Origin of the sequence: Mesorhizobium sp. WSM4307 (genome assembly GCF_007003945.1) — a bacterium.
GTDB lineage: Bacteria > Pseudomonadota > Alphaproteobacteria > Rhizobiales > Rhizobiaceae > Mesorhizobium.
Genome location: NZ_VFTB01000016.1, coordinates 29,290 through 51,722, shown reverse-complemented (window position 1 = coordinate 51,722; position 22,433 = coordinate 29,290). Strand labels below are relative to the sequence as shown.

Sequence of the window (22,433 nt, the reverse complement as noted above, 5' to 3'; positions counted from 1 at the left end):
CCGGCGATGGACTGCACAGCAAGGCGTACGGATCGGATCGTGGCGGTTACTGAAGCTTCCTCCGGTCGCCCTCCGACAGCCGGGCGGCATCGCGATGAAGCAGCATGAGCTGCTCGGCTTCCGATCTTCGATCGTGAATCGGCTCCAGCGCAGCATCTTCATCGAGTGCGAGAGCACCCGACAGATCGGGTGAAAGCACCGTCAGCTTCTGCTTGATGCCCGCCAGTTCCTCGTTGCCGAGCGTCAGCCAGCTGTCGGCGCCGCAATAGCTGGCGAAGTCCTTGCTGGCGAGAACGCTGTGCGGATACTTCTTGGTCAGGGTCTGGAGGCGCTGGACCTCGTTTACAGCCGAGCCGAAGACAGAAAATGTCAGCCGGTCGGTAAGCCCGACATTGCCGAACATCACATTGCCGACATGCAGGCCGATACCAAATTTTATATGGCCCAATCCCTGCTTCTTTCTGCGCTGATTGAGATCCATCATGCGTGCGCTGGCCTTGCGCGCTGCCGCAAGAGCAGCCTGGCAGGCGATCTCGGACTGCGAGCGGTGCCTTTCGCAAGGGTAGACGGCAATGAAGCCGTCCCCTATGAAACTCATGATCTGCCCGCCTTTGCGATTGAACGGTGCAGCAACGGCGTCGAAAAACTGGTTCAGCGTATCGATATAGACTTCGCGGCCGGAGGTCTCGGCAAGTCTTGACGACCCGCGCATGTCGCCCATGACCAGCGCGGCCCGGATTGTATCACCCTCGCCGCGCTTGATCTGGCCGTCGAGCACGCGCCTGCCGGCGTCGCCGCCGAGATAAGTTGTCATCATGTTGTCGGCGAGCTTCGTGAGTACCGCCATCTTGGTTGCGATAGCGAGATGGTTCTGGATTCGCAGCAGCGCCGAAATCATGCTGTCGCTGAAGCCTGCGGCACTGTCGGTGGACCAGGACCCCAACATACCCTGACCGGTGTTGCCGTTGAAGGGATGGACGAAAGCCATGTAATCGGTGACGCCCATAAGCTTGAGTTCATCGAAAACAGGAAACTCGGAGGGCACCGACGCGTTCAACCGGCGCCGCAGATGGTCGAGCTTGTTGCTGAGCAGATGGTAGTATGGGCTGGTCAGGAATCTGTCGGAATGCACGCCGCTCTCCTTGCGGAAGCCTTCCATTTCCATGCCCTGGCCGCGAAGCCAGGTGAAGCCAAGCGCATCATAAAGCGGATGAAGCATCGAAAAACTCAAATGCACCCGCTTCAGCGGCAGGCCGGCGGCAGCCAGCCGTTCACAAAAGCCTTGTACCAATGTTTCCAGGTCGTTGCCGGCCAGCGCCGATTGGGTCAGCCAATCGGCAACCTTGTCCATGAGAATGGTGGAAATTTCTGCTTGCGCTGTGCTCATGCTATCTCGAAACCCGTCGAAGACGAGCCATCTCCTTTGATCCCCCAGACCCTCGAAGTGAATGAAACCGGCTTCGGCGGCAAAGCCGGCGAAGAATTCCCGGATGACTGTCGTTGCAGGCAAGCAGCAGGCGTAACTGCATCTATCTCCTGGCACACATATTTGGCGAGGCTCCCGGCGGAGTGCAATCCCGATCCTGACATCGGGCAAAAAATTTCGCCGGCTCGGACGCCGTCAGGCCTTCACCACCGTCTCTCGGGCTAGTCCGAGACGGCCAAAAACATTTCGTGTGTCGACGATCAGAAGGGCGTGATCGGCGATCGCCTGATAGTCGATCGCATCATGGTCGGTTGCAACGAGGACAGCATCGAAATCCTTCAAGACCGCTTCGGTCAATTCGACCGAGCGACGCCCCTTGATCGCCATATGCTCCCGTGTGCTCGGGATCTCGGTAACATGCGGGTCGTGGAATTCCGCCTTGCCGCCCCATTCCTCGATGAGTTCAATGAGCCGTAGTGAGGGGCTTTCGCGGATGTCGGGCACATTCTTTTTATAGGCCAGCCCGATGATGAGAATGCGCGAGCGGCTGAGCGCCTTGCCGCAGCGCCGGTCCAGAGCTTTGGCCAGTTCATCGACGACATGACTCGGCATGGCCGTGTTGATCTCTGCCGCCAGCTCGATGAAGCGGGTCGGCAGTTCGTATTCGCGCGCCTTCCACGTCAGGTAGAAGGGATCGATCGGAACGCAGTGCCCGCCAAGTCCGGGGCCAGGATAGAAAGGCATGTAGCCGAAGGGCTTGGTCTTTGCAGCCTCGATCACCTCCCAGATATCGATGCCCATCGCACCGAGCACGATTTTCAACTCGTTGACAAGGGCTATATTGACCGAGCGGAAGATGTTTTCCGTGAGCTTGACCGCCTCGGCGGTCGCCGTGGTGGAAACCGGAACGACGGTCTCGATCACGCCCTGGTAGAATGCCTGCACGAGCGTCGCCGCCTCGATACCGTCGCCTGCCACGACCTTGGGGATCGTCGCGACTTCAAAGCTGCGGTTGCCGGGATCCTCGCGTTCGGGCGAGAAACCGAGGAAGAAGTCTATCTTCGATTGCAATCCGGTTTCTTCCAATATGGGCTTGATCACATCGTCGGTGGTGCCGGGATAGGTGGTCGATTCCAGCACGATCAGCTGGCCGAGACGCAGATGCTTGGCGATGGTGCCCGCCGTGTTCCTGACGAAGGAGAGGTCCGGCTCACGATGTTTGGTCAGCGGTGTTGGAACGCAGATGATGATAACATCGCAGACAGTCAGTTCGACAAAATCCGCAGTGGCACGGAACCGACCGCTAGCCACCTCGCCGGCAAGGGCAGTCGACGTTACCGCCTCAATGTAGGATTGGCCGTTGTTCAGGCACTCGACCTTCCGGGCTTCGATGTCGAAACCGGAAACCGGGAAGCCGGCGCGCGCGATCGCAACCGCCAGCGGCAGCCCGACATAGCCCAGTCCGATCACTCCGACTTGCGCGGCGCGCGTCGAAATCCGGTTGAGAAGACGGTCATATGGCGATCGTGAGGCGTCCAAAAATCTGCTCTTCCGTCAATTCGGACAGGTCGCTTCCATGGCGAGGCTCACCTGGTCCCAACAACCATGGCGGAGGCATATTGCGGAAGGTCGATTTCCGCAAGCCTTCATCAGACCGGCACCTTCGCCTTCAGGCTTGCGGCAGCCATCGCATAGCCGCCGGCGGCGCCATCGATGAAATGAATGTGATCGCGCTGCAGCGGCGAGGCGACGAGGCATGTCATCAAGGCCGATTTCTGGCGGTGCAGGCCGTAGCTGCAGATGCCCGCCTCTTCCGCCTGTTTCAGCCGGCTCTCGATGCGTTGCAACACATCCGCGTCAACGTCGATGGTCATCTTCAAGCCGTCGTCGAACTTCCGGAAATCCGAATTGCTTGCCACCTCGCGTTTGTAGACCTTCGGATCGAAACGACCGATGGTCCAGCCAAATCTATCGGCGACCGCAGTAAGCGTCATCAGGAAGATCACCCACAGCTTCGCCAGCCATCGCCGCCCTGGCGGCGCCGTGGCCCGCGCCTCGACATCGAGACCGGCTGGCAGCAGACTGTAGCCCGGCCCGTCCACCGGCACGGGGTGGCCATCGCGCTCCTGCCTGCCGGCAAGGGCAATGATGTCGGAAGCCAGAAACTGAAAACCGCGCAAGTCGCGCGATACCCCCGGTATGGCTATGATCGAGACGATTTCGCCATGCCGGGCTTCTATCGGGTTCCAGCGGCAGGAGAGGCCGGTCAGATCCGGCCGCGCGCCGGCCGGCGCGGGTTCGATGCTGTAGCGTCCCGCTTTCATCTCGGCTTCCGCCCAACTGCCGCCACCGCCAGCGAACATGGCATAGAAGACCGCTTCGGAGGCCTGGAACCTCGCCACGCGAACGTCGAGGCCTTGCGCCCTTATATCCTTGATCGGCACGATTGCGGCACGCAAGGTCAGGTCCAGTTCGTCCGTCACCCATCTCTGGACAGCCGCCAGCGCGTTGCGGGTGACGTCCAAAGCCGAGCCGGGAAACGCCACGAGCGCGCCGTCGCCACCGAAGACAAAGGGAAGATCTTGCCGACCCAGCGCATTGAGCAGCGCCGAAATGACGCTAGCACCGGCCATATTGACGGTTTTATAGCGCCCGGCCTCGATCGCCTTGGTCGAGCCGACGATGTCGGCGGTGGCCAGCGCCCAGCCATCCGGGAGAGGCCGATAGTTATCGATATCGGCAACGCTTTCGAACTTCGCGAAGACCGGCAAGGAAGCGACAAACGGATCGGACGCGACAGCTGTTTCCATGAGCATCAGATAACACACTCCATTGCTTGAAGTTGAGTAGATCGTGCCTGGAAATTGACTTGCGTGGGCTTTCCGATGATAGGGTTCGCCGATGCGAATTGCCTTCTACGCACCGCTGAAGTCACCCAATCATCCCGTTGTCTCCGGCGACCGCCAGATGGCGCGAATGCTGGTCAAGGCGCTTGAGCATGGAGGGCATAGCGTCGATCTGGCATCCGAGTTGCGCTTCTATATACGCCAACCGGAGCAGAAAGGTTTCGATGCGCTCAAGATCGAGGCCCGAGAGGAAGTCGCGCGGCTGGCAAAGCTTTGGGATCGTGACGGCAAGCCCGATCTCTGGTTCTCCTATCATCCCTACTACAAGGCGCCCGACCTGATCGGACCCGAGCTGGCGTCGGCGTTTGGTGTCCCCTATGTGACAGCGGAAGCCTCCTATTCGAGGCGGCGCAACGCCGGCGTGTGGGCCGATGCGCAAGCCTTGGTGGCGCGAGCAGTCGAACAGGCAGCGCTGAATATCTGCTTCACGCAAAGGGACCGTCGGGGGCTGACAGATGCGATACCCGACGCCGCTCTTGGCATGCTTCCACCCTTCATCGACACATCGGTATTCCGGGAAACGCCGGCACGGGGTTGCCCGACGCGCCTCGTTACCATCGCCATGATGCGCCCGGGCGACAAAGCCGAAAGCTATCGCATGCTGGCGCAAGCGCTCGGTTCGATCGGCCACCTGCCTTGGACCATGTCGGTCGTCGGCGACGGGCCTGCCCGCGACGAGGTCAAAGCGCAATTCGCCGGGTTGCCCGCCGACCGTATCGAATGGCTTGGCGCGATTGAGCCAGCCGCCGTGCCGGATGTCCTCTCCAGTGGGGGAATCTACGTCTGGCCGGGTTACGGGGAGGCCTATGGCATTGCCTATCTCGAAGCACAGGCCGCCGGTCTTCCGGTGGTGGCTCAGGACGTTGCCGGCGTACCGGAGGTCGTACGGGAAGGCCAGACCGGGTTTCTCACCCCGCCGGGCGATGTGGCGGCATTCGCTTCTGCCATCGAAAGGCTGCTGGCCCGTAACGACGAAAGAACCATCATGTCCGTGAAAGCCAGGCGTTTCATCCTCGAGGAACGTTCCCTCGGAGCTGCGGCGGCGCGTCTGGTCGAACTTCTTCAGAAGATCCCGGCTTCATGACATCCGATCAGATCTGGCAGCCATTGGTGGACGAACTGGCGTGCCGGCAACGGGCGGGCCGCAAGGCAGAGTTCTGGCTGCGCGACGATGACGCCGTGGATCCGACCCCCGCGCTTAATCGGCTGCTCGACCTGACCGGTGAATTCGCGGTTCCGGTCACTCTGGCCGTCGTTCCGGCCCTGACCGATGAGAAGCTTGTCGTCCGGCTTCACGAGGCGCCGCATGCCACGGTCGCGATCCATGGCTGGGCGCACCGAAATCATGCGCCCGAGGGCCACAAAAAGCAGGAGCTCGGCGCGCATCGGCCACGCGAGGCGGTACTCGATGATCTGGCTCGCGGGCTGTCGCACGTGACCGGCCTGCATGGCGCACGCGCCGTTCCGATGCTGGTGCCGCCCTGGAACCGGATCGACGCCGGCTTTGTACCCGACCTTGGATCGACAGGATTTGCGGCATTGTCGGTCTATGGGCCGCCGAAGCCGGCTTCACTGGCGGTCATCAACAGCAATGTCGACATCATGGATTGGCATGGCACGCGCGGTTGCCGCGATCATGGTCTATTGGTTCAGGCTATTATCGCGCAATTGCAGCATGCATTCGATGGCGGCGAACCGGTCGGCCTGCTCACCCACCATCTCGTCCATGATGAATCGGCCTGGCTTTTCCTCGAACGGCTGTTCGCAGTCACCGCACGGACCGAGGCCTGCGTGTGGCTTCCGATCAAGACATTGATCGGGCGCAGCGCCGGCAAAGGAACGTAGCTCAGCCTTCTTTGTGCAATGAGGCAGGAAATTTGAGCGTCTGGCCATCCCGTGCTGCAAAAGCGCCGGCAAACCTGTCTTTGGCCAGTTTCTCGATCTCGTCCAGTTCCTCGTCGAGGCGTGTCGGATCGTGGTGAAACAACGCAAGCCCGTGCGCACCGGCCGCCTCACACAGCTTGACGCCCTGTTGCCATGTCGAGTGCCCGTTACCGCGGCGGCGTTCCATTTCCTCCTCGGTGTAGGTGCAATCGTAAACGACGAGGTCGGCGTCTTCGATCAGGTCGAGCACCGCCTGATCGAGTTTGTCCGGTTCGTGCTCAGTGTCTGTGATTACCGCCACGACGCGGCCGCCCCATTCGACCCGGTAGCCTATGCAGCCGCCCGGATGGATAAGACTGCCGGTCCGGACCACCACCCCCTCGCGCGGACGAAGCACGTCTCCGGATGCGAAATCGCGGCAGTCGAGGCGTGCCTTGCAGATATCCAGTTTCACCGGAAACCACGGCGGCCGCATGAACTCGTCGACCATCTGCCGGGTCGTCATGCGTCCTGCAAGATGCCCGGACCAAAGGGCAACCTTGACCCTCCGATCATAGATCGGCGCAAAAAACGGCAGCCCGATGATGTGATCGTAATGGCAATGGGTGAAAAGCAGGTCGAAATCGGTCACCCCCGACGCCCGAAGCGCCCTGCCGGCAGGCTGTAGGCCAGAGCCCGCGTCGAACAAAAGCGTATGCTTGCCGCATCGCATCTCAATGCAGGTTGTGTTGCCGCCATAGCGAGAGAATTCCGGCCCCGATACCGGAATGCTGCCACGTACACCCCAAAACCTGACCAGGAAAGCGTCGTCGTCCATGCTTACCTCTTTGCAGTCCCCGCCGCCCGTCGTAGCCAAACAACTGCTGTCAGGCGAGACAGGTCTCCTCCCGGTGATCTTCTCAGCCAGAGGCCAGTGCCATCACAGCGGCGAGGATCGAGCGCACATCATACGTTATTTGGTGCTTCGTGCGTCGATCAGATCTGCGGTCGTGTGGCTTAGGCGATTGGCAAGAACCCGCAGTATCTCGATGGTCATTTCCGGGAACTCGTTCATAAGCCTCAGGAAATGATCCTTGGGGATTCTCAAAGCTTCCAGCGGACTTACCGCTCTGACGGTGGCAGTGCGGGAGCTGTTGCACAATATGGCAATCTCGCCAACGATGGAGTTTGGCACCAGTTCAGCAACTTTTATGGGTCCGCTGTCGGAATCGACCAGAATATCCGCCCTGCCTGAAAGGATGACATAGGCGGCATCTCCCTCGTCGCCCTGCCGGAAAAGGATCTCGCCCGCGCTGTAGTTCACGCGGTCGGATGTGAACGCAAGCAGCTTGAGCTTTGTCGGCTCGATGCCAGAGAACAAGGGAACGCGTTGCAGCATTCCAACTTCATCCTTGAGCAGCATTGTCGCAAACCTTCCCAAATTCGCCCTGCCAGACTAGAGCAACGAACGTCCAGATGGAATCAATTCTGTTTCCGGGATGTGAGCCCGATGTCTGTCGTGCGATCAGGCGATGCAGCCTGACAAAATGGGCGTCCGCCAGCGGGAAACCCGTAGAGCCGGGTGAATTCGCGGCAAGGCTTTCGGGTTTGGGCGCGGATGTCGTCCCGCTTCACCCTTCGCCGAATCCTTGATGTTGCACCAAATTTCCACCGGCAGAATGATCCCATCTGAATGTCCGTTGCTCTATGACAGCAGCTCCTTGAAAATACCGTTCCCTGCCAAAAGAGTCTCGTGTGTTCCGTCTTCCACCATTTGACCCGAGTCGAAGACGACAACGCGATCGAACATCGTCGCCATTGCCGGATTCGTCACGACCCACACAATTGCCGGCGATTGGCCGTCGCGCCTGGCCTCCTCGAGCACGTTTCGCAGCACCTTATCCTGCATGCGCTGGTCGAGCGCCGACAGCGGCCGGTTGAGAATGAGAAAATCAGGACGCTTGAGCAGGGCCCGGGCAACATCGAGCTTCTGTCGCTGCCCATTGGTAAGCCGCCTGCCGCCGGCGCCGACGTTGAAGTCCAGACCGACATCCAGAAGCTCGCCATAAAGCCCCAGTTCGTCAAGAATGTCATAGACGATGGATCGTATACGGTCCGGCGCGTCGGGATGGTTGTTGCCCACACGCCCGAACAGGACGTTATCCATGACGGTGGCCGCGGCAATGTATTTGGCAGGATCATACCGTTCGACCGCATTTTGCAGTTCGTGCGGCAGGTTTTCATAGAACCGGTTGCGTGCGGCGACGATCTTGCCCATCAACTCGTCGCTCAGCAGGCCGAAGCGGTGCCGGGGCTCGATATAGGCAAAACTCAAGGTGACGATCATGGCGCGATCGTTCTCCGAAACCGTCTCGTAAGGACGGTTCTTGAGCCGTTGCAGCAAGGTTTCGTACGCGGGTATCTCCTCGGCGCTCATGAAGGCGAGCTGCTGGAAGAACTGGTGATCGGGCGGCAGGTCGGCAAACAGCTCGATCGCCTGTTTGGCGATCTCCATGCCCATTTCGTAGAGCGTGCGGTCGAGGCCGGCTTGCCTCAGCACAGAAGCAAAATAGGGATTGGCTGCCAGGGCCCTGTCGGCCAGTTGGGGACCGGCGGCAGCGCCGAAGAGCAGGTTTTGGCCGATCGTTGCTTCCTTGTTGTAGGCGCCCGGTTCGAAGGGAACCACCAGTCCGCTCAGCCCTTCGTGTTCCAGCCGGGTTCGCAGCGCCGCGCGCAGTTCGACGATCCGCCTGGCAAGCTCGGTGTGACGCGTGAGATCGGCCGAAGAGCGCAAGCCAAGATCGAGAATGTCGCGCGACAGAACAACCGCGTCGAGCACCCGGCGCACGGCTTCAAAGAGGTCGTGCGGGCCGCTAGCGCCGGCGGAAGCGTAATTGATCCAGTCGCTGTGGATATCAAGATCCGGATTGCCCGACCGGCGTGCCTCGTCGATGTTCCAGCGGTGCTGGACTGCCGCGGCCCCGTCATAAGGCACCGATGTCAGCGGCGCATGCTTCAACCCGTAGAGCAGGTTATCGCGGAGGCTTGCCTGGAACAGGAAAACATCCGACGAGGCATAGGACATGCGCCGGCCGGTCACTGCTTCGGGGAGTTCAAGCAGGTCGTCGGCGCCGGACGCGACTCTTCCACTATCCGGCCAGTTCAGCCGCGCGAAGGCTTCTGCAAGCGCCTCCCCTCCACCTGTTGCTGTACTGACCAGCGCCACCGTCTCACCCGGCTTGACCTGCAGGGAGATGCGGTTGAGGAGCATTGCACCGCTATCGTCCGCTATGGACAGACCGATCGCCGACAGGGGCTTGGTCATCGGATCTGGATCGTCAATCGTCAACGCCCCGATTCTCGGCGCGATCAGACCGTCGACGGTGAACTGTTCGACGACCTGCTGATATTTGACCTGGACATCCTGCCGATCCTGATCCCAGTCGATCAGTTCCTTCATCGGGCCGGGCAGGTCCTTGTAGGCGCCGATCACGGCCACGAGCTGGCCGACATCCAGCCGCCCCTCGATGACCAGATACCCGCCGATCATGTAGAACAGAAAGGGCGTAATCTGCGCGAGAAAATTGTTGAGGAACTTTACCATGAATTTCCATTGGTAAAGATCGAAGCGGATCTTGAAGATGAGCCCGAGCCTCGCGGCTATGTCGGCGCGCTCGTAGTTTGAGGTATCGTGGACGTGAACCGCGCCGATGCCTTCGACGATTTCGCCAACCCGGCCTGAAAGTGCGCGCGCCGTCAGCTGCCGTTGCCGCCCGAGCACGATCAGCCGCCGCCGCATTCGCGGGATGAGCACGATCTGGATCACCACGATCACGACCGCTATCATCCCTAGCCAGACATTCTGGACCATGATGAACAGCATGGCGGTCAGCGCCTGGCCGCCGAGCAGTACCGGCTGCAGGAAGGCATCGCCTATGAAGCCGCCGAGCGGCTCCACCTCGTCCTTCACCATGGTCGCCACTTCGGCGGATTTCACCCGCTTGAAGTAAATCGGCGGAAACCGCAGCACACGATCGACCAGATCGAAGCGGATACGCCGCAGCATGCGTTCGCCGAGGCGACCCTTGTAGGTGTTGATGTAGAGTTTGAACAGGCCGTTGATCACGACCAGCAAGAGGAACACAAGGCTCAGGGCAAGCAGCGTCGCCTTGCGGTCGAGCTGAAAACCGGAGAAGAACAGGACATCGCCAATGAACGGCAGGTTGTAGTGCAGCCGCATGAATGCCTGGGTCGCGCCCGGCTGCTCGAAGCCCCTACCTTGGATCGGACCGTTGACGATCAGCTTCGGCAGGTCGAAGGACATGAAATACGGGATCATCGAAAGCAGGACGACCATCAATATCCAGAGCTGCTGCTTCTTGGTGTGCCTCCAGATATAGCGGGCTAGGCTGGGTTCCATATGCGACTGTGGACCTTCAGTTTAAAGAACAAAAGTGGAAGCGCTGGCTGGTGAACGGCGCATCGGCAATCATCGCCGGCGACACGTTCGAAGCCTGCGGGGCGGCTTTGCTGGCAAGATTGCGTTGTGTCGCCCGAAATCCCAACATACAAGGCGAATATGATGGATGTCACGCAACCACGCAATGTCGGCACGGACGGGCACGAGCAAACCCTGGACCTCACGAGGGGAATTGCTGCTTATGTCAACAACCCTCTCGTGGCAGGGCTTGCACGCGTCGTCGCCAAGCATCCGAAGGCCGATATCGCCAACGCCTTCAACCACAAGCAGGTTGCGTGCAAGACATGGGCGCTCGACAGGCTGTTCGAAAGCAGCGGTGGCCGGTTCGGGCGCATATGGGTCCTGGGTGGATGGTACGGCGTATTGCCGGCAATGCTCTTCAACGACGCCCGCTTCGACATCGCGGCGATCGATAGCATCGACATCGATCCCGAAGTCGCGGCGGTCGCCCGGACCCTCAACCGGGAAGCATGCGACCGGTTCCGGGCGCTGACGGCAGATATGTACGCGCTCGATTATGCGGCCGGGCGGCCCGACTTGACGGTCAATACCAGCTGCGAACATATAGCCGATCTGCGCGCCTGGCTTGCCCTGCTTCCGCGGGGCACGAATGTACTGCTGCAATCGAACGATTATTTCAGCGAGCCAACGCACATCAACTGCGTGGCTTCACTTGCAGCATTCGAAGCGATGGCGGCGCTAAGCGAGGTGCGGTTCTCCGGCGAATTGCCGACAAGAAACTATACGCGCTTCATGCTGATCGGGACCGTTTGATGCATTTCGCCCAAAAGCGCAGCGTTTTTTGGGACATCTACATAAAACAAGGACTTGAGGTGCGCCGTACTGGCCAGACAAGATGCGCGATAAAGCCGATGAATAGTCTAGGACCCATCGTCCGTTTGATCATGTTCCTTTCCGAAACCGGACCCCATTCTTAGGGACCATGTTCGATACCGTTCGCGCAGGATTTGCGCGGAGTGACGGGCACCTTCCAGGTCGAGACGATGCGCGGATGGCGTCGGTCCGGCAAGTGTCTGTTCGATCGCGAGCACCAAGCCCTCAGGCGTCAGGTCGTTTTCCGTCAGCACCGTTGCGAGACCGAGCTCTTCGAGCATCAGGGCGCGAACCGTCTGTTCGGTTTCTCCGCCGGCTGCAAATGGAACGAGCAGCGAGCGACAACCCGCGCGCAGGACATCGCAGACCGTGTTGTAACCCGCCTGCGAGACTGACAGGCGGGCGCCGGTCAACAGGCTGGCGAAATCCTCGCGGAACCGGAAGATGGACAGGACAGGTGAGGCATCGCGTGCAATCGCGTCGAACTCGTCTTTCGGGAGGTTGGGGCCGGTGAGCAAACACCATCTCCAACCGTTGTTGGCATTCCGGGCTGCCGCGACGGTGGACCTGACAACGCTCTTTCCGGCAGCCCCACCCCCAACCGACACCACAACATCGTAGCGCTCGGAGGCCGCGGGCGATGGCGGCGCGGCAACGAGCCCCGTGTAGGTGACCTCGGCCCTGATCGCCCCAGCCAGTGGAAATGTCTTGCCGATGGTTGCGAAAGCCGGATCGCCGTGGATCATGACAAGGTCGAAATGCCTGTTGATGAGATCGACCGTTTCCTCGTTTCGGCCCAGCTTGACGCGCTCCTGAAGGATATCACGGACGGACGTCGCCAGCAGCGGTCTGGGCGACGTCGCGTCGATGGCCTCGATCAGCGGCAAGAGTTCGAAACGCATCTGCCGGCGTCCAAATGGAAACGCCTCGACAATGACGATATCAGGCCTGCAATCCCGGAATGCCTGCAGCAGCATCTCCGAACGCCGTTTCTTGAAATCATCGTCGATGGGTTTGCCCTGCAGGTCGACAAGTCCGGAAAATCCTTCATCACCGGAGGTGACAGGTGGAAGGGTTACAGATTTTACCCCCCGTCCGGGAAACCCCGCGATCGGCGCTCCGCCGGTCACGACGGTTACGTCGAACCCATCATCGACCAGAGCGGCCGCAATGCGGCTGGCGCGCGCGAGATGGCCGATACCGAGCAGGTGCTGGACATAGAAGAAAGCCCGCAGCCGCTTCATTCGGAGGCCCACTCCCGCTCGAATAGTTCCTTGAGCTGTCCAATGCTTGCCAAATGATCGAAATTGTCGCGCACGCGCCGCTCTGCGGCTTCGCCGAGGCGGGTACGCAGCACGGGATCACGGATCAGGCGCTCCAGCGCCTGTGCCAGGGCAATTGGGTTCTCCGTCGGAACCAGCAGCCCGGTTTCATCCGGCGACAAAAGCTCCGGCACGCCGGAAATATCGGTCGACACGCAGGCAAGCCGCTGGCTAGCTGCCTCCACCAGCACATTCGGCAGACCGTCCCGGTCACCATTTGCGGTGATCCTGCAGGCCAGGGCGAAGAGGTCGGCGCAACGGTAGTGCTCAAGCACCTCCTGCTGCGCAAGCGCGCCCCTCCAAGAGACGCGACCATCCAGTCCAAGTTTTTGTGCCAGCGCCTTGAGCCGTTCCAGTTCCTCGCCGCCGCCGATATGCTCAAAACGCCACGCCAAATCACCGGGCAAGAGGGCAAGGGCCTCCAGCAAGGTATCGTAACCTTTCTTTTCAACGGCGCGCCCGACACTCAGAACGATAACCGGTTCGTCCGGCGTCGAGCCGTCATTTTGGTTCCGAGCCTCGCCGAAACTGCCGAAGCGATCAAGGTCGAGCCCATGATAACTAAGATGCACACGCGCGTTGCCGCTAGCGAGTTCTTTCAGACGGTCGAACCCGGTTTTCGTGCAAGTGACCGTCCAGCGCGCCGACGAAAGCTTGCCAGCCAGATCCCAGTCAGCCGAAGTCCAGATGTCCTTGGCATGGGCCGAGCAGCTCCAGGGCAGGCCACGAAGCTGGCTGGCATAGCGCGTCACCGATGCCGGCGTGTGGGCGAAATGTGCATGCAACCACCCCGCGTCTTCCGGCCATTCGGCCGCCAGCACGAGCGCTTGTCCGAAGCGGCGGACGCGACTGCGCGAAAAGTCGCGGCGGATATCGGCAGCTAACGATCCGAGCGCGCGCCAGAAGCCCGGCCGCAGCAGATAAGCAAACAGCGAGCGAACCACGCGCAGCGGCTCTTCATGCAGATATTCCGGCAGATAATGGACGGGCGCTTTGATCTCGTCATGCACGGGGTGGCGTCCCGCGTCGGTCGGCCGCCTGAGCGCGACGAGTATCAGGTCGAAACCCGAACGCTCCAGACCGAGCAGTTCCTGCGCGATGAAGGTTTCCGACAGCCGCGGATAGCCCTTCAGAACCACGACGATCTTGCGATGTTGCAACTCAGCTCATGCCTTCAACGACCGAAAGGTGATGGCCGGCCCGCCGGTCGAGCAGTTCCGCGACGATTTCGGAAATATGAGGCAGCCCCTCCAGCCTCAGATGCGGATTGCTCTGCGATGGGCGGGGCCGGTTTGGCAGCCCTTCCAGGGCCTTGGCAAACCGCTGAGAATCCTCCGCTTCTTCCGGCAAAAGCATCTCGATGAGGCCGAGTTCGGCAGCGCGCCGTGCACGAATCAGTTGTTCCTCGCGAGGCTTGACGCGCGGCACGATCAGCGCCGGCTTGTCGAAAGACAGTATCTCGCAATAGGTGTTGTAACCGCCCATCGCCACCACCGCCTTGGCGCCGGCAATCAGCTCTTCCATGCGGTTGTCGAACTCGATGATGTTGATATAGGGGATCTTGGACCCCTTTTTGAGCAGCTTGTTGCGCTTGCGCGCTGGCATGTAAGGCCCAAGCACGATTAGCGCCCTATGCTGCAATTGCGGATCCTGCTGATAGGCATCGATGACGTCGTGAATCAACTCACCGCCGTCACCGCCGCCACCGGTGGTAACGAGGATATATTCGCCCTCGGGCCGGTGGCCCGGCAACTCGTTCTTCTGCAGGCTCCGTTGCAGGAAACCCACGAACTTCATCTTTGCTCTGACAGCCGGCGGCACAGACAGGCCGGTCAACGGATCGTAGAAATCCGGCGGACCGTAGACCCAGACCTTGTCGTAGAATAGCCCTATCTTGCGCATCACATCCCTGCGTGCCCACTCTGCTTCGAGCAGATGCGGCGCGTCCATCACCTCGCGCAGGCCCAGCACGAGCGTGGTGCCCCGCGTCTTGAGGTAGGACAGCGTGTCCTCAATCTCACCGCGCAGGCCGAGCGGTTCCTTGTCAACGATGAGGATATCCGGCCGGAAGGTCTCGGCTGTGTGGCGGATGATCGACTGGCGCATCCTTAGCGTCTCATGCAGATCGATATCCTTCTCCAGCGAGGTGTATTCGCCGTTGCGCAGCTTGATGACGCTGGGGATCTTCACGAAGTCGACACGGGCGCGGTAGTCGAAGGCGCCAGCGATAGGCGCACCAGAAATGATAAGCACCTGAAGTCCGCGAAAATCCTCGACCAGCGAATGCGCGATCGTCCGGCAGCGCTGCAAGTGGCCGAGCCCGAACGTGTCGTGGCTGTACATGAGAATTCGGGCATTTTCTGTGTGCTGGGTCATAGTTGAACGTCTTTTCGAATTCTCGCCTTGAGGACTGTGACAAACCCGCAGGCTTCGGAACCGTCCTGACTCTACCGACCTGTTGTGAAACATGAGGGCGCAATTTTCAATTTGTATTACCAAAAAACCGCAGATTGCTCAGCCAAACTGGCTGCCTTGCGGACAATTTCGCCCCGGAGGGCTCGTTTGGTGTCGCAGCCGCCGCTGAATCTATAAGTAAGTCAAAAGGTTGCCTGGAGTTCGCGCGACTTCGCCGCGATTCCATTCGCAGTTCGACAGCACCAGATTCAAGAGTCCTTTCTTCTCGTTTGGAGCCTGTTGAGCAAACAGACGGCTGGCATCTCGGGCCAGTTCCATGAGCCGCAGGCTGTCTTCCGCATGATCCTTGCTCCTCGCTGTGCCGCTGGATCTCATATGTGGACGGCCCCCTGCGTGCAAGTATTGGCTGAGATAGTTTGATCGGATCGCTTGCGCTCATATGTCCGGCTTTTTGCGCGCATATCGAGGCCACCCCCCGACGGCCAGGAAGCGCCCCGTTGCGGTTCCAGCCCGCTACTGGCCTTCGTAACCGGGGATGAAGGTAAAGAACACAGGCCAGCGGTCGCGGCCGGCTGCCTCGCAATTCGAGCAGCCCAACAGCCCGATGAGAGCCTGGTGCTTCGAGCCGTGATCAGGGCCCAGCCCATCTATCAATGCACCGATGCCGAGGTCTGTCGAGCGGCCAGGGTGTCGGCCAGGGGCTTAGGGGCACGGCGATATCCCGTTGAAGGCAGTTCGCCGCAGCGAAGGGTTCCCCAATTGTCCTTCGTATATCCCAAGGCCTATCATCCAGGAGATTTGATTCCCTATTCCCGCCAGTCCAGAATGAGGCTGACTACCTCGGCTTCATGGGGTCCAATGACTGAGTACCCGCGCCCTGCCTACAGCATGAAAGCCGTTCGCAAGGCAGGTTACCAGTTGGCAAAACCTATTCAGTTCGGACGAGACACCACTGTCGGCCAGTACGTGGACACACTCGAGATCTTCTCAATCGCCAATAGCTGGCGCGACTCGCACTTTCTGCCGATGCGGAGCGTTCGGTTCTCTGTCGGTCACCACATGAGAGCGCTTCGACTGAAGGGCGACATGGCATCCCGCCCGAAGCGCATGGCATCCATTCGTCGCAAGCTCCGAGAGTCTACCACCAATATGGACACCATGAACGACATCGGCGGTTGCCGAGCGATCATGGCCGACATCAAAGGTGTTCGCTCGCTTCTCGCATCGATGCGAGAGAAGTTCCCCCACGAGATCCACACTGGGGAATTTAACTATATCGATGAGCCGAAGCCGGACGGTTATCGAAGTCACCATATTGTTTTCAAGTACCGACCCAAAGATGCCGACACTGAGGCTTTCGAGGGACGACGCATCGAACTGCAAGTTCGGACCAGACTTCAGCACTCATGGGCAACTGCAGTTGAGGCTGTTGGGCTGTTCCAGGGCCAGGATTTGAAGCACGGAAAGGGCGAGCAGGATTGGCTGCGCCTTTTCCAGCTTACGTCGGCGGAATTCGCGCACGTTGAGCAGTGCCCCGTTCATATCGGTGTTCCGGGTCACAATGACCGGGTGCGAGAATTGCGGGATATCAACGAGCGTATAGGTGCGACCAGAATACTAGAAGACATCAAGAATTTTACCCACTACTCAGAGAAGTTCGTACGGCTAACGGAAAAATCTCGATACTATTTGCTCCAATATGGCAGAGATCATAACGTAACCATTGAGCCGTTCTGGACGCTTATGTCAGGTGCGCGAACATTGGAAGAGATAGAGAAAAAATAGAAATAAGGGGCCTCGACCTAAATGCTGTCCTGGTCGAGGTAGATGAGGTAGACAAACTAGTTGAAATTTATCCGAATTACTTCGGCGACGTTTCGCTATTTGTTCATAACCTGAAATCCATCTGCACGGGAAATTCGGCTATCGAGTACGGTCCAGCGCCGTAACAGCTGGTAGTTCCGCAAGCCCGATTATGCTTGGGTTAAGCGTCGCTTCCATTTGAAGTAGCCGGATCACTGGCCTGCTGCCGGTTTCGTGGACACCGAGATAAGGTGTTTAACGGAACTGGCTAGTGGGAGTGCAAAGAAGGAAGTTCGGCCGCGAGTTCAAGCTTGAGGCGGTGAGATTGATCAAGGATCGGGGCGTTGCGGTGACCCAGGCCGCCTGCGACCTCGATGTCCACGAGAATGTGTTGCGCAAATGGGTGCGCGATCTGTCGACGGATCCGCAGCACGCCTTTCCCGGGGCAGATGAAGCCGGAGCAGCAGGAGATCGACTAGCTGCGCAAGGAAGTCGCGAAGCTGAAGGCGGAGCGCGACATCCTAAAAAGACCGCAGCCTACTTCGCGAGGGAAGTGACATGAGGTTCGCTTTCATCGCGACGCACAACCGCGGGGAAACTCGAAAATGCGCGACGCCTCCCGGTTGCTGTGGTCTTTCTACAACGCAACCCCACAACTATGGAACTGTGTCGGATGCGGCTTGCCCATCGCGGCTCTCCTTTCGACCGCAATGAATCACCACACCGGCAAAACGGGAATCCCGAATCCGGTAAAGGCGACGCGCTTTAGAAAGTTTGCTGGCACAGAAATTCTAACGGGTTGGTTCGTTCTGGGGAGGGAGCAAGGAGCCGATGTGACGCGTCGGAAACCCCATACCTATGCCGTGACCTTGACGCGCTGCGGCCTGTTCAGAACTCCGCTTCGCGTCGCTACGCCCAACGATGGTGAAGCCATGACGCTTCCAACTCCAGCCCTGTGCAAATAGCAGGACCGCAAGCGAAAAAGAAAAGACCCGGCGGTTGCCCGCCGGGTCTTCGATCTCGACTTGTCGAAATCTATTAGAACGAGCGCTGGAAGCGGAGGAGACCGCCGACGCTGCTCTTCTTGGTCGCGTTAGTCCAGTTGGAGAAGTCGGCGTCGTCGAACTTGCCTGCATTGAGGTAGTCGACTTCGGCCGTGATCGTCATGCCGGGAACGATGTCGTAGGCGATGTTCGCGGCGACGCCGAGATTCTTCCAATCGTCATACGAAATCTGAGCGTTGAACGAGGTCTTCTCGTTGAACTTGTAGGTGCCACCGCCCCACACTGCCCAGTTGCCGCCCCACTGCTTGAAGTAGCCGCGGCCGCCGGCCGGGAAAGCCCAGGTCGGATCGGAGAGGTTGTCATCGGTGCCGTAGCCGCCCATGACCCACAGCTGCACAGCGTCATTGACGTTGACATCCAAGCGAACCTTGGTGGCAACTTCTTCGTAGTTGCTGTCATAAGCGACGACACCGGTGATCGCGCCCCAGCCCTGCGTCCACTTCACGCCGCCGACAACATTCGGGACGTAGCTGTCGATCGTATTCACGCCCTCGCCTTCTTCGAGCGAGAGGACGGCCGAGAAGCCGTTGCCAGCGTCGAAGTAGTACTGGATGACGTTGGTGTCGAAATCACCATAGGGAACCAGCGTATCCTGGATGACGTTGCCGGCATAGCCGATGAACGTGTTGAAGGCCGATTCGTCCTTACCGACGCGGAGACCACCGAGCTGGATCCAGGCGAAGTTCAGCGAGGTGCTGTTGCCGGCCTCATTGATCTCGTTGGTGAGCGGACCGGCGCCGTCAGGGTCAGCACCCAGGTCGGACTGATGGTTGGCGAAGTTCCAGCGGGTTTCGGTGTAGGTCTTCAAGGTACCGAGTTCGGTTTCCTGGCCGGTCCAGGTCTTCAGCGTGAAGCGGGCCTTCTTGAACCAGGTGTCGTTGCTTCCACCATCCTCGTGATCGGCGCTTGTCGCACCGTCGAACGAGCCGATGTCGCCGCCGCCGATGTCGTAACGGACATAGCCGCCGATGCGCAGGCAGGTTTCGGTGCCGGGGATGTAGAAGTAGCCAGCGCCGTAGACGTCGCAGATCTTGACGTATTCAGCGGGTTCCGGCTCGGCGACGACGACGGCGTCGGCGGCGCGCGCACCGGAAACTGCGAGCAGAGCCGCAGCGGAGCCGAGGAGAAGGCTCTTGATGTTCATTTTCTGACCTCCAGTCAAAAGTTAAAAAACGGGTCTGGGTATTCTTTGCTGAAGGACAGCGTTCCCTGCCCCATCCCCACTACCGAAAAAGATGCGCACCGCGCCGCTCCTTCGAATTCGACATTACCCATCGGAGCATCGTGATCAACCGAGATCGTCGCGGGAGTGTCCTTGACCGGCACCTATCCGCCCTGCCTGTTGCAGAAACGTCACGTTTTCGCCTCCTGATAAACAATTTGGTAACGAATTCGCCTTGCTTGGGCGCGGCTTCATGATCTTTGTATGGCGAGAATCGGGCCGCGGCCGAAGGCGTCTGTCGAAAGAGCATCACAGAGAGAAGCTGGCCAACCGAGAGGCTTTGCAGGAGACGCTCTCTGCAGTGATAGAGAGTGTCCTGCAAACAGGTGGGGCCGAAGATGCGCTTGCCTGCCATGAAGGTGGCATCCGAGTTGGCTGCGGTTATTGTGTCTCAAATAGTTTGCCAGACAGACGCTGTGCAGCGAGCATTCAAGACGGTTGAGGACGACAGGGCCAATTATGCCACCGAATTTGCGGCCGATCTGCTGCAAATCGCGACCGGGCAAGGGAAGCTGCGGGGGGGGGTTCGACTATAGCTCAAGCAGGTCCTGTGCTCGATCGGCCGACTCGCGTTCGGCGCGCAACTTCGCCGAGTTGCCAATCTGCCTGTCGGCGGCATCCCAGTGCGCCTGATGAGCGGCAAAATCGGCTTCGGCCTTCCCACGAACAGCCGCTTCCGCTGGAGCTAAATCCAGCATCTCGGTAAGCGCCTACAAGTGAACACAGCCTCACGTTCTCTCCGTCGCGCAGCCGCACAGCAGCGCTGAGGAAACAGTCAAGCGCTCGCCGCCGCGCCGCGCCGCTCGAGCGCGGTCTTGCGGATGATTTCCGCGATCTCCGGGCTGCTGCTGCACAGCATCTGGAAATCCGCCGAGTGCAGTGACAGGAGTGAGACCGCCGTTGTAGCACTGACGGTCGCCGAACGCGGTTCGCCGCTGATCAGCGCCATCTCGCCGAAGAAGGCGCCAGGGCCGAGTTCCACCGGATTCGGCGTCGCGACGCTGACGCGCCCTTCCACGACGAAGAACATCCGATCACCGGGCTCGCCAATGCGGCAGATCATGGCGCCCGCCGGCACCGTGCGAGCTCTTAACGCGCGCACGATCTCGACCAGCACGGCCGGGCCGAGCTTCTGAAACAACGGCACCGCGGCGACCAATTGCCAATTGCGGACGAAATCACCGCGACGGACTTCTTGATAGAAGCCCGTGGCAAGAATGCCGGCCCAGAGCCCGAAGATGCCGATGCCACTCATCATGACCGCACCGGCCAGGACGCGGCCTGCGAAGCTTTGCGGGATAGTGTCCCCATAGCCGGTGGTGGACAGCGTGACGACCGCCCACCACATTGCTTGGGGGATGCTGCCGAACTTTTCCGGTTGGGTGTCGCGCTCGATGACATAGGCCGCGAGCGCGACAGCGAACAGAACGACGCCGAAGAGCGTGGTGACGCCGATCAGATTGCGCGCTTCGTTGGCCAGGACCCTGCCCAGCACCGGGAAGAAGGTCGAGTCGCGCAGCGGTTTCAGCAGCCAGACAGCACAGTAGAGGCTCTGGTCGGGCGTGCCGACGAACAGAAATGCGGCGAGTGGAACGAAGACCGCGAGCACATCGATGGCGATTTTGGGCGTCCTGTCCCGCACGTCTCCCGCCCGGCGCTTGAGGAGCGTCGCGGCCAGTTGCAGGAGATAGGCGCCCCAGATGACAGCGAGCAGAGCAGCCAGAGCCAGTCTGCTTCGTCCGGACATGCCTGGTATCGTGAGCGCAGCCACCGCCAGCAACCCAGGCGCAGCCAGCACCGCGTTGAGCGGCGCGTAGATTCTTAAGAAAGGCAGTACCGACATTCTATGCCCACGAGCGGCTACTACTCTCCAGAATAGGATGCCTTCAAGGCAAGCGCAAAGGTGCTTGCTGTCGCTGCGATGTGCATCACCACGGTGAGCTCAATTGTCCGGGATGGCTTCGTGACCGGTCGTCAACCGACAGGCCACAAGATGCAATGCGGGTCGGCACTGCCAAGCGGCAAATCAAGCCGAGAGGCGCCACATTCGCACACGGCCTGTGCCACGCAGTTCCGTTTCCGCGAGTGGCTCGCAAGCAAAATTTGGCCCAAGCAGTTTGTGAGTTGCATCCGAAATACGAATTTCATCCGGCTCCGCGGACGTTTGAATACGTGCGGCGAGATTAACGGTCTCGCCCCACAGGTCATAGGCAAACCGCCTTTTGCCTATGACGCCCGCGACGATTGGTCCTGAGTGAATTCCAATTCTGAGCCTTAGCCGTCCTCCTGTGAAGCGTTCGCGCTTAACCGCCTTGCGCAGTTCAAGCGCATAGCGCGCGAGGGCTTCAGCATGATCGGATCGCGCGGCGGGCAAGCCGGCGACCACCATGACACAATCGCCGATTGTCTTGATCTTTTCGCAACCGTATCGTTCCGAGAGCCGATCCGCCGCCTTGAAGAAGTAATTCAAAATAGCGAGCGTCGTCACGGCTCCGACGCTCCGCGCTCTTTCCGTAAAACCGACGATGTCGGCAAAAAGCACACTCACCTCTGCGTGATTGTCTGCAATCTGTTCGTCCGCTTTTAACCGCTCCGCGATCGACGCGGGAAGAATGTTGAGGAGCAGGGTTTCGGCACGCTGGTATTCACGCTGCAATCCCTCTTGGCTCTCCCTCAACGCCTCGTTCACCGATTGTAATTTCTCGTTGAGCTGACGCTCCCTCTCTTGCAGGAGCGTCATTTCATAAGCCTTCTGCTGAAGACGCTGCCTATTGTCGCGTTCGACGGTTGCATCGAGAAAGAGCAGCCACACGTAGGCACTGTCAGCAAAAAGATGAAGGTCCGCGACACGCCCGCTGGGCAGTTCGACCATGGCCATATGATATGGAAGCTCCGGGGAAGGCAGCAAACCTTCCATGAATTCAAGCTGATCGGCCACCGGCTGACCAATGCGAAGCGATGAGAGCCCGTAATGTTTGACGTTGCCGCCCTTCGCAGCTACGCAAAGCTCGGCGTCAATTTTCAGATACGCGATAGAGTGCTCGTTGTAAAAAAAATTGTAAATCCAGCTTCCGACTTCTTTTGGCAATCTATGCATG

17 protein-coding genes and 1 pseudogene are annotated in these 22,433 nt (G+C 59.7%); 6 read left to right on the top strand and 12 right to left on the bottom strand.

Going from position 1 to position 22,433, the window contains the following annotated elements; all coding sequences use genetic code 11:
- Positions 1-46: 46 nt before the first annotated feature.
- The 3 genes from FJV83_RS31390 to FJV83_RS31380 all read right to left on the bottom strand — a co-directional run bounded on the left by FJV83_RS31390 (position 47) and on the right by FJV83_RS31380 (position 4,236).
- Positions 47-1,387: an adenylate/guanylate cyclase domain-containing protein gene (locus tag FJV83_RS31390; protein WP_095789806.1), complete on the bottom strand. Its 1,341-nt coding sequence runs from the start codon at positions 1,385-1,387 to the stop codon at positions 47-49.
- Positions 1,388-1,621: 234 nt separating this feature from the next.
- On the bottom strand, positions 1,622-2,965 hold the full coding sequence (locus FJV83_RS31385) for a nucleotide sugar dehydrogenase (protein WP_142886979.1): 1,344 nt from the start codon (positions 2,963-2,965) through the stop codon (positions 1,622-1,624).
- A gap of 110 nt (positions 2,966-3,075) precedes the next feature.
- Positions 3,076-4,236: a DUF3095 domain-containing protein gene (locus FJV83_RS31380; RefSeq protein WP_245318313.1), complete on the bottom strand. Its 1,161-nt coding sequence runs from the start codon at positions 4,234-4,236 to the stop codon at positions 3,076-3,078.
- Positions 4,237-4,327: 91 nt separating this feature from the next.
- Between FJV83_RS31380 and FJV83_RS31375 the strand changes: the two genes are divergently transcribed.
- The gene (locus FJV83_RS31375; RefSeq protein WP_142886978.1) at positions 4,328-5,416 is read left to right on the top strand and encodes a glycosyltransferase family 4 protein; all 1,089 of its coding nucleotides are present in this window, start codon (positions 4,328-4,330) and stop codon (positions 5,414-5,416) included.
- Complete coding sequence (locus tag FJV83_RS31370; RefSeq protein ID WP_142886977.1) at positions 5,413-6,177, top strand: polysaccharide deacetylase family protein; 765 nt, start codon at positions 5,413-5,415, stop codon at positions 6,175-6,177. The genes FJV83_RS31375 and FJV83_RS31370 overlap by 4 nt, the downstream gene beginning before the upstream one ends.
- Before the next feature lies 1 nt (position 6,178).
- Here the strand turns inward: FJV83_RS31370 and FJV83_RS31365 are convergent, their stop codons facing one another.
- The 3 genes from FJV83_RS31365 to FJV83_RS31355 all read right to left on the bottom strand — a co-directional run bounded on the left by FJV83_RS31365 (position 6,179) and on the right by FJV83_RS31355 (position 10,615).
- Positions 6,179-7,033 (bottom strand): MBL fold metallo-hydrolase, encoded by an 855-nt coding sequence (locus FJV83_RS31365; RefSeq protein WP_142886976.1) that lies wholly within the window; start codon positions 7,031-7,033, stop codon positions 6,179-6,181.
- 135 nt (positions 7,034-7,168) lie between these two features.
- Entirely contained in the window at positions 7,169-7,618 is a 450-nt protein-coding gene (locus FJV83_RS31360) for a cyclic nucleotide-binding domain-containing protein (protein ID WP_142886975.1), read from the bottom strand.
- 282 nt (positions 7,619-7,900) lie between these two features.
- Complete coding sequence (locus FJV83_RS31355) at positions 7,901-10,615, bottom strand: ABC transporter ATP-binding protein (protein WP_142886974.1); 2,715 nt, start codon at positions 10,613-10,615, stop codon at positions 7,901-7,903.
- 162 nt (positions 10,616-10,777) lie between these two features.
- Here FJV83_RS31355 and FJV83_RS31350 point away from each other — a divergent pair, with 162 nt between their 5' ends.
- On the top strand, positions 10,778-11,449 hold the full coding sequence (locus FJV83_RS31350; protein ID WP_095789807.1) for a class I SAM-dependent methyltransferase: 672 nt from the start codon (positions 10,778-10,780) through the stop codon (positions 11,447-11,449).
- A gap of 107 nt (positions 11,450-11,556) precedes the next feature.
- Here FJV83_RS31350 and FJV83_RS31345 read toward each other — a convergent pair whose 3' ends face one another.
- Genes FJV83_RS31345 through FJV83_RS31335 form a run of 3 tightly spaced genes read right to left on the bottom strand, consistent with a single transcriptional unit; the run spans position 11,557 to position 15,207 of the window.
- Positions 11,557-12,753, bottom strand: coding sequence for a glycosyltransferase family protein (locus FJV83_RS31345; RefSeq protein ID WP_095789781.1), 1,197 nt, complete (start codon positions 12,751-12,753; stop codon positions 11,557-11,559).
- Complete coding sequence (locus FJV83_RS31340) at positions 12,750-13,991, bottom strand: glycosyltransferase (RefSeq protein WP_095775234.1); 1,242 nt, start codon at positions 13,989-13,991, stop codon at positions 12,750-12,752. Before FJV83_RS31340 ends, FJV83_RS31345 begins: the two co-directional genes overlap by 4 nt.
- A gap of 1 nt (position 13,992) precedes the next feature.
- Positions 13,993-15,207, bottom strand: a complete 1,215-nt coding sequence (locus FJV83_RS31335; protein ID WP_095775233.1) for a glycosyltransferase family protein — start codon at positions 15,205-15,207, stop codon at positions 13,993-13,995.
- A gap of 897 nt (positions 15,208-16,104) precedes the next feature.
- Here FJV83_RS31335 and FJV83_RS31330 point away from each other — a divergent pair.
- From FJV83_RS31330 to FJV83_RS36650, 3 genes and pseudogenes are all read left to right on the top strand, one after another.
- Positions 16,105-17,031: a RelA/SpoT domain-containing protein gene (locus FJV83_RS31330; protein WP_246691942.1), complete on the top strand. Its 927-nt coding sequence runs from the start codon at positions 16,105-16,107 to the stop codon at positions 17,029-17,031.
- 295 nt (positions 17,032-17,326) lie between these two features.
- Positions 17,327-17,634: pseudogene (locus FJV83_RS31325) on the top strand (transposase); the annotation flags it as partial.
- Between the two features lie 20 nt (positions 17,635-17,654).
- The gene (locus FJV83_RS36650; RefSeq protein ID WP_185973465.1) at positions 17,655-18,014 is read left to right on the top strand and encodes a hypothetical protein; all 360 of its coding nucleotides are present in this window, start codon (positions 17,655-17,657) and stop codon (positions 18,012-18,014) included.
- A 73-nt stretch (positions 18,015-18,087) separates the two neighbouring features.
- On the opposite strand, the gene FJV83_RS31320 is transcribed toward FJV83_RS36650, so the two are convergent.
- The 3 genes from FJV83_RS31320 to FJV83_RS31310 all read right to left on the bottom strand — a co-directional run bounded on the left by FJV83_RS31320 (position 18,088) and on the right by FJV83_RS31310 (position 22,432).
- Positions 18,088-19,257 (bottom strand): porin, encoded by a 1,170-nt coding sequence (locus tag FJV83_RS31320; protein WP_095775231.1) that lies wholly within the window; start codon positions 19,255-19,257, stop codon positions 18,088-18,090.
- 853 nt (positions 19,258-20,110) lie between these two features.
- Positions 20,111-21,178, bottom strand: coding sequence for a cyclic nucleotide-gated potassium channel (locus FJV83_RS31315; protein WP_142886973.1), 1,068 nt, complete (start codon positions 21,176-21,178; stop codon positions 20,111-20,113).
- 183 nt (positions 21,179-21,361) lie between these two features.
- The gene (locus FJV83_RS31310; RefSeq protein WP_142886972.1) at positions 21,362-22,432 is read right to left on the bottom strand and encodes an adenylate/guanylate cyclase domain-containing protein; all 1,071 of its coding nucleotides are present in this window, start codon (positions 22,430-22,432) and stop codon (positions 21,362-21,364) included.
- Position 22,433: the final 1 nt, after the last annotated feature.

What these genes read in the sequence shown, in the direction of transcription:
- FJV83_RS31365 (WP_142886976.1), bottom strand. Translation starts at nt 7,033, where the DNA reads ATGGACGACGACGCTTTCCTGGTCAGGTTTTGGGGTGTACGTGGCAGC.
- FJV83_RS31375 (WP_142886978.1), top strand. Translation starts at nt 4,328, where the DNA reads ATGCGAATTGCCTTCTACGCACCGCTGAAGTCACCCAATCATCCCGTT.
- FJV83_RS36650 (WP_185973465.1), top strand. Translation starts at nt 17,655, where the DNA reads ATGCGCGACGCCTCCCGGTTGCTGTGGTCTTTCTACAACGCAACCCCA.
- FJV83_RS31310 (WP_142886972.1), bottom strand. Translation starts at nt 22,432, where the DNA reads ATGCATAGATTGCCAAAAGAAGTCGGAAGCTGGATTTACAATTTTTTT.
- FJV83_RS31315 (WP_142886973.1), bottom strand. Translation starts at nt 21,178, where the DNA reads ATGTCGGTACTGCCTTTCTTAAGAATCTACGCGCCGCTCAACGCGGTG.
- FJV83_RS31320 (WP_095775231.1), bottom strand. Translation starts at nt 19,257, where the DNA reads ATGAACATCAAGAGCCTTCTCCTCGGCTCCGCTGCGGCTCTGCTCGCA.
- FJV83_RS31330 (WP_246691942.1), top strand. Translation starts at nt 16,105, where the DNA reads ATGACTGAGTACCCGCGCCCTGCCTACAGCATGAAAGCCGTTCGCAAG.
- FJV83_RS31370 (WP_142886977.1), top strand. Translation starts at nt 5,413, where the DNA reads ATGACATCCGATCAGATCTGGCAGCCATTGGTGGACGAACTGGCGTGC.
- FJV83_RS31355 (WP_142886974.1), bottom strand. Translation starts at nt 10,615, where the DNA reads ATGGAACCCAGCCTAGCCCGCTATATCTGGAGGCACACCAAGAAGCAG.
- FJV83_RS31345 (WP_095789781.1), bottom strand. Translation starts at nt 12,753, where the DNA reads ATGAAGCGGCTGCGGGCTTTCTTCTATGTCCAGCACCTGCTCGGTATC.
- FJV83_RS31380 (WP_245318313.1), bottom strand. Translation starts at nt 4,236, where the DNA reads ATGGAAACAGCTGTCGCGTCCGATCCGTTTGTCGCTTCCTTGCCGGTC.
- FJV83_RS31335 (WP_095775233.1), bottom strand. Translation starts at nt 15,207, where the DNA reads ATGACCCAGCACACAGAAAATGCCCGAATTCTCATGTACAGCCACGAC.
- FJV83_RS31390 (WP_095789806.1), bottom strand. Translation starts at nt 1,387, where the DNA reads ATGAGCACAGCGCAAGCAGAAATTTCCACCATTCTCATGGACAAGGTT.
- FJV83_RS31350 (WP_095789807.1), top strand. Translation starts at nt 10,778, where the DNA reads ATGGATGTCACGCAACCACGCAATGTCGGCACGGACGGGCACGAGCAA.
- FJV83_RS31360 (WP_142886975.1), bottom strand. Translation starts at nt 7,618, where the DNA reads ATGCTGCTCAAGGATGAAGTTGGAATGCTGCAACGCGTTCCCTTGTTC.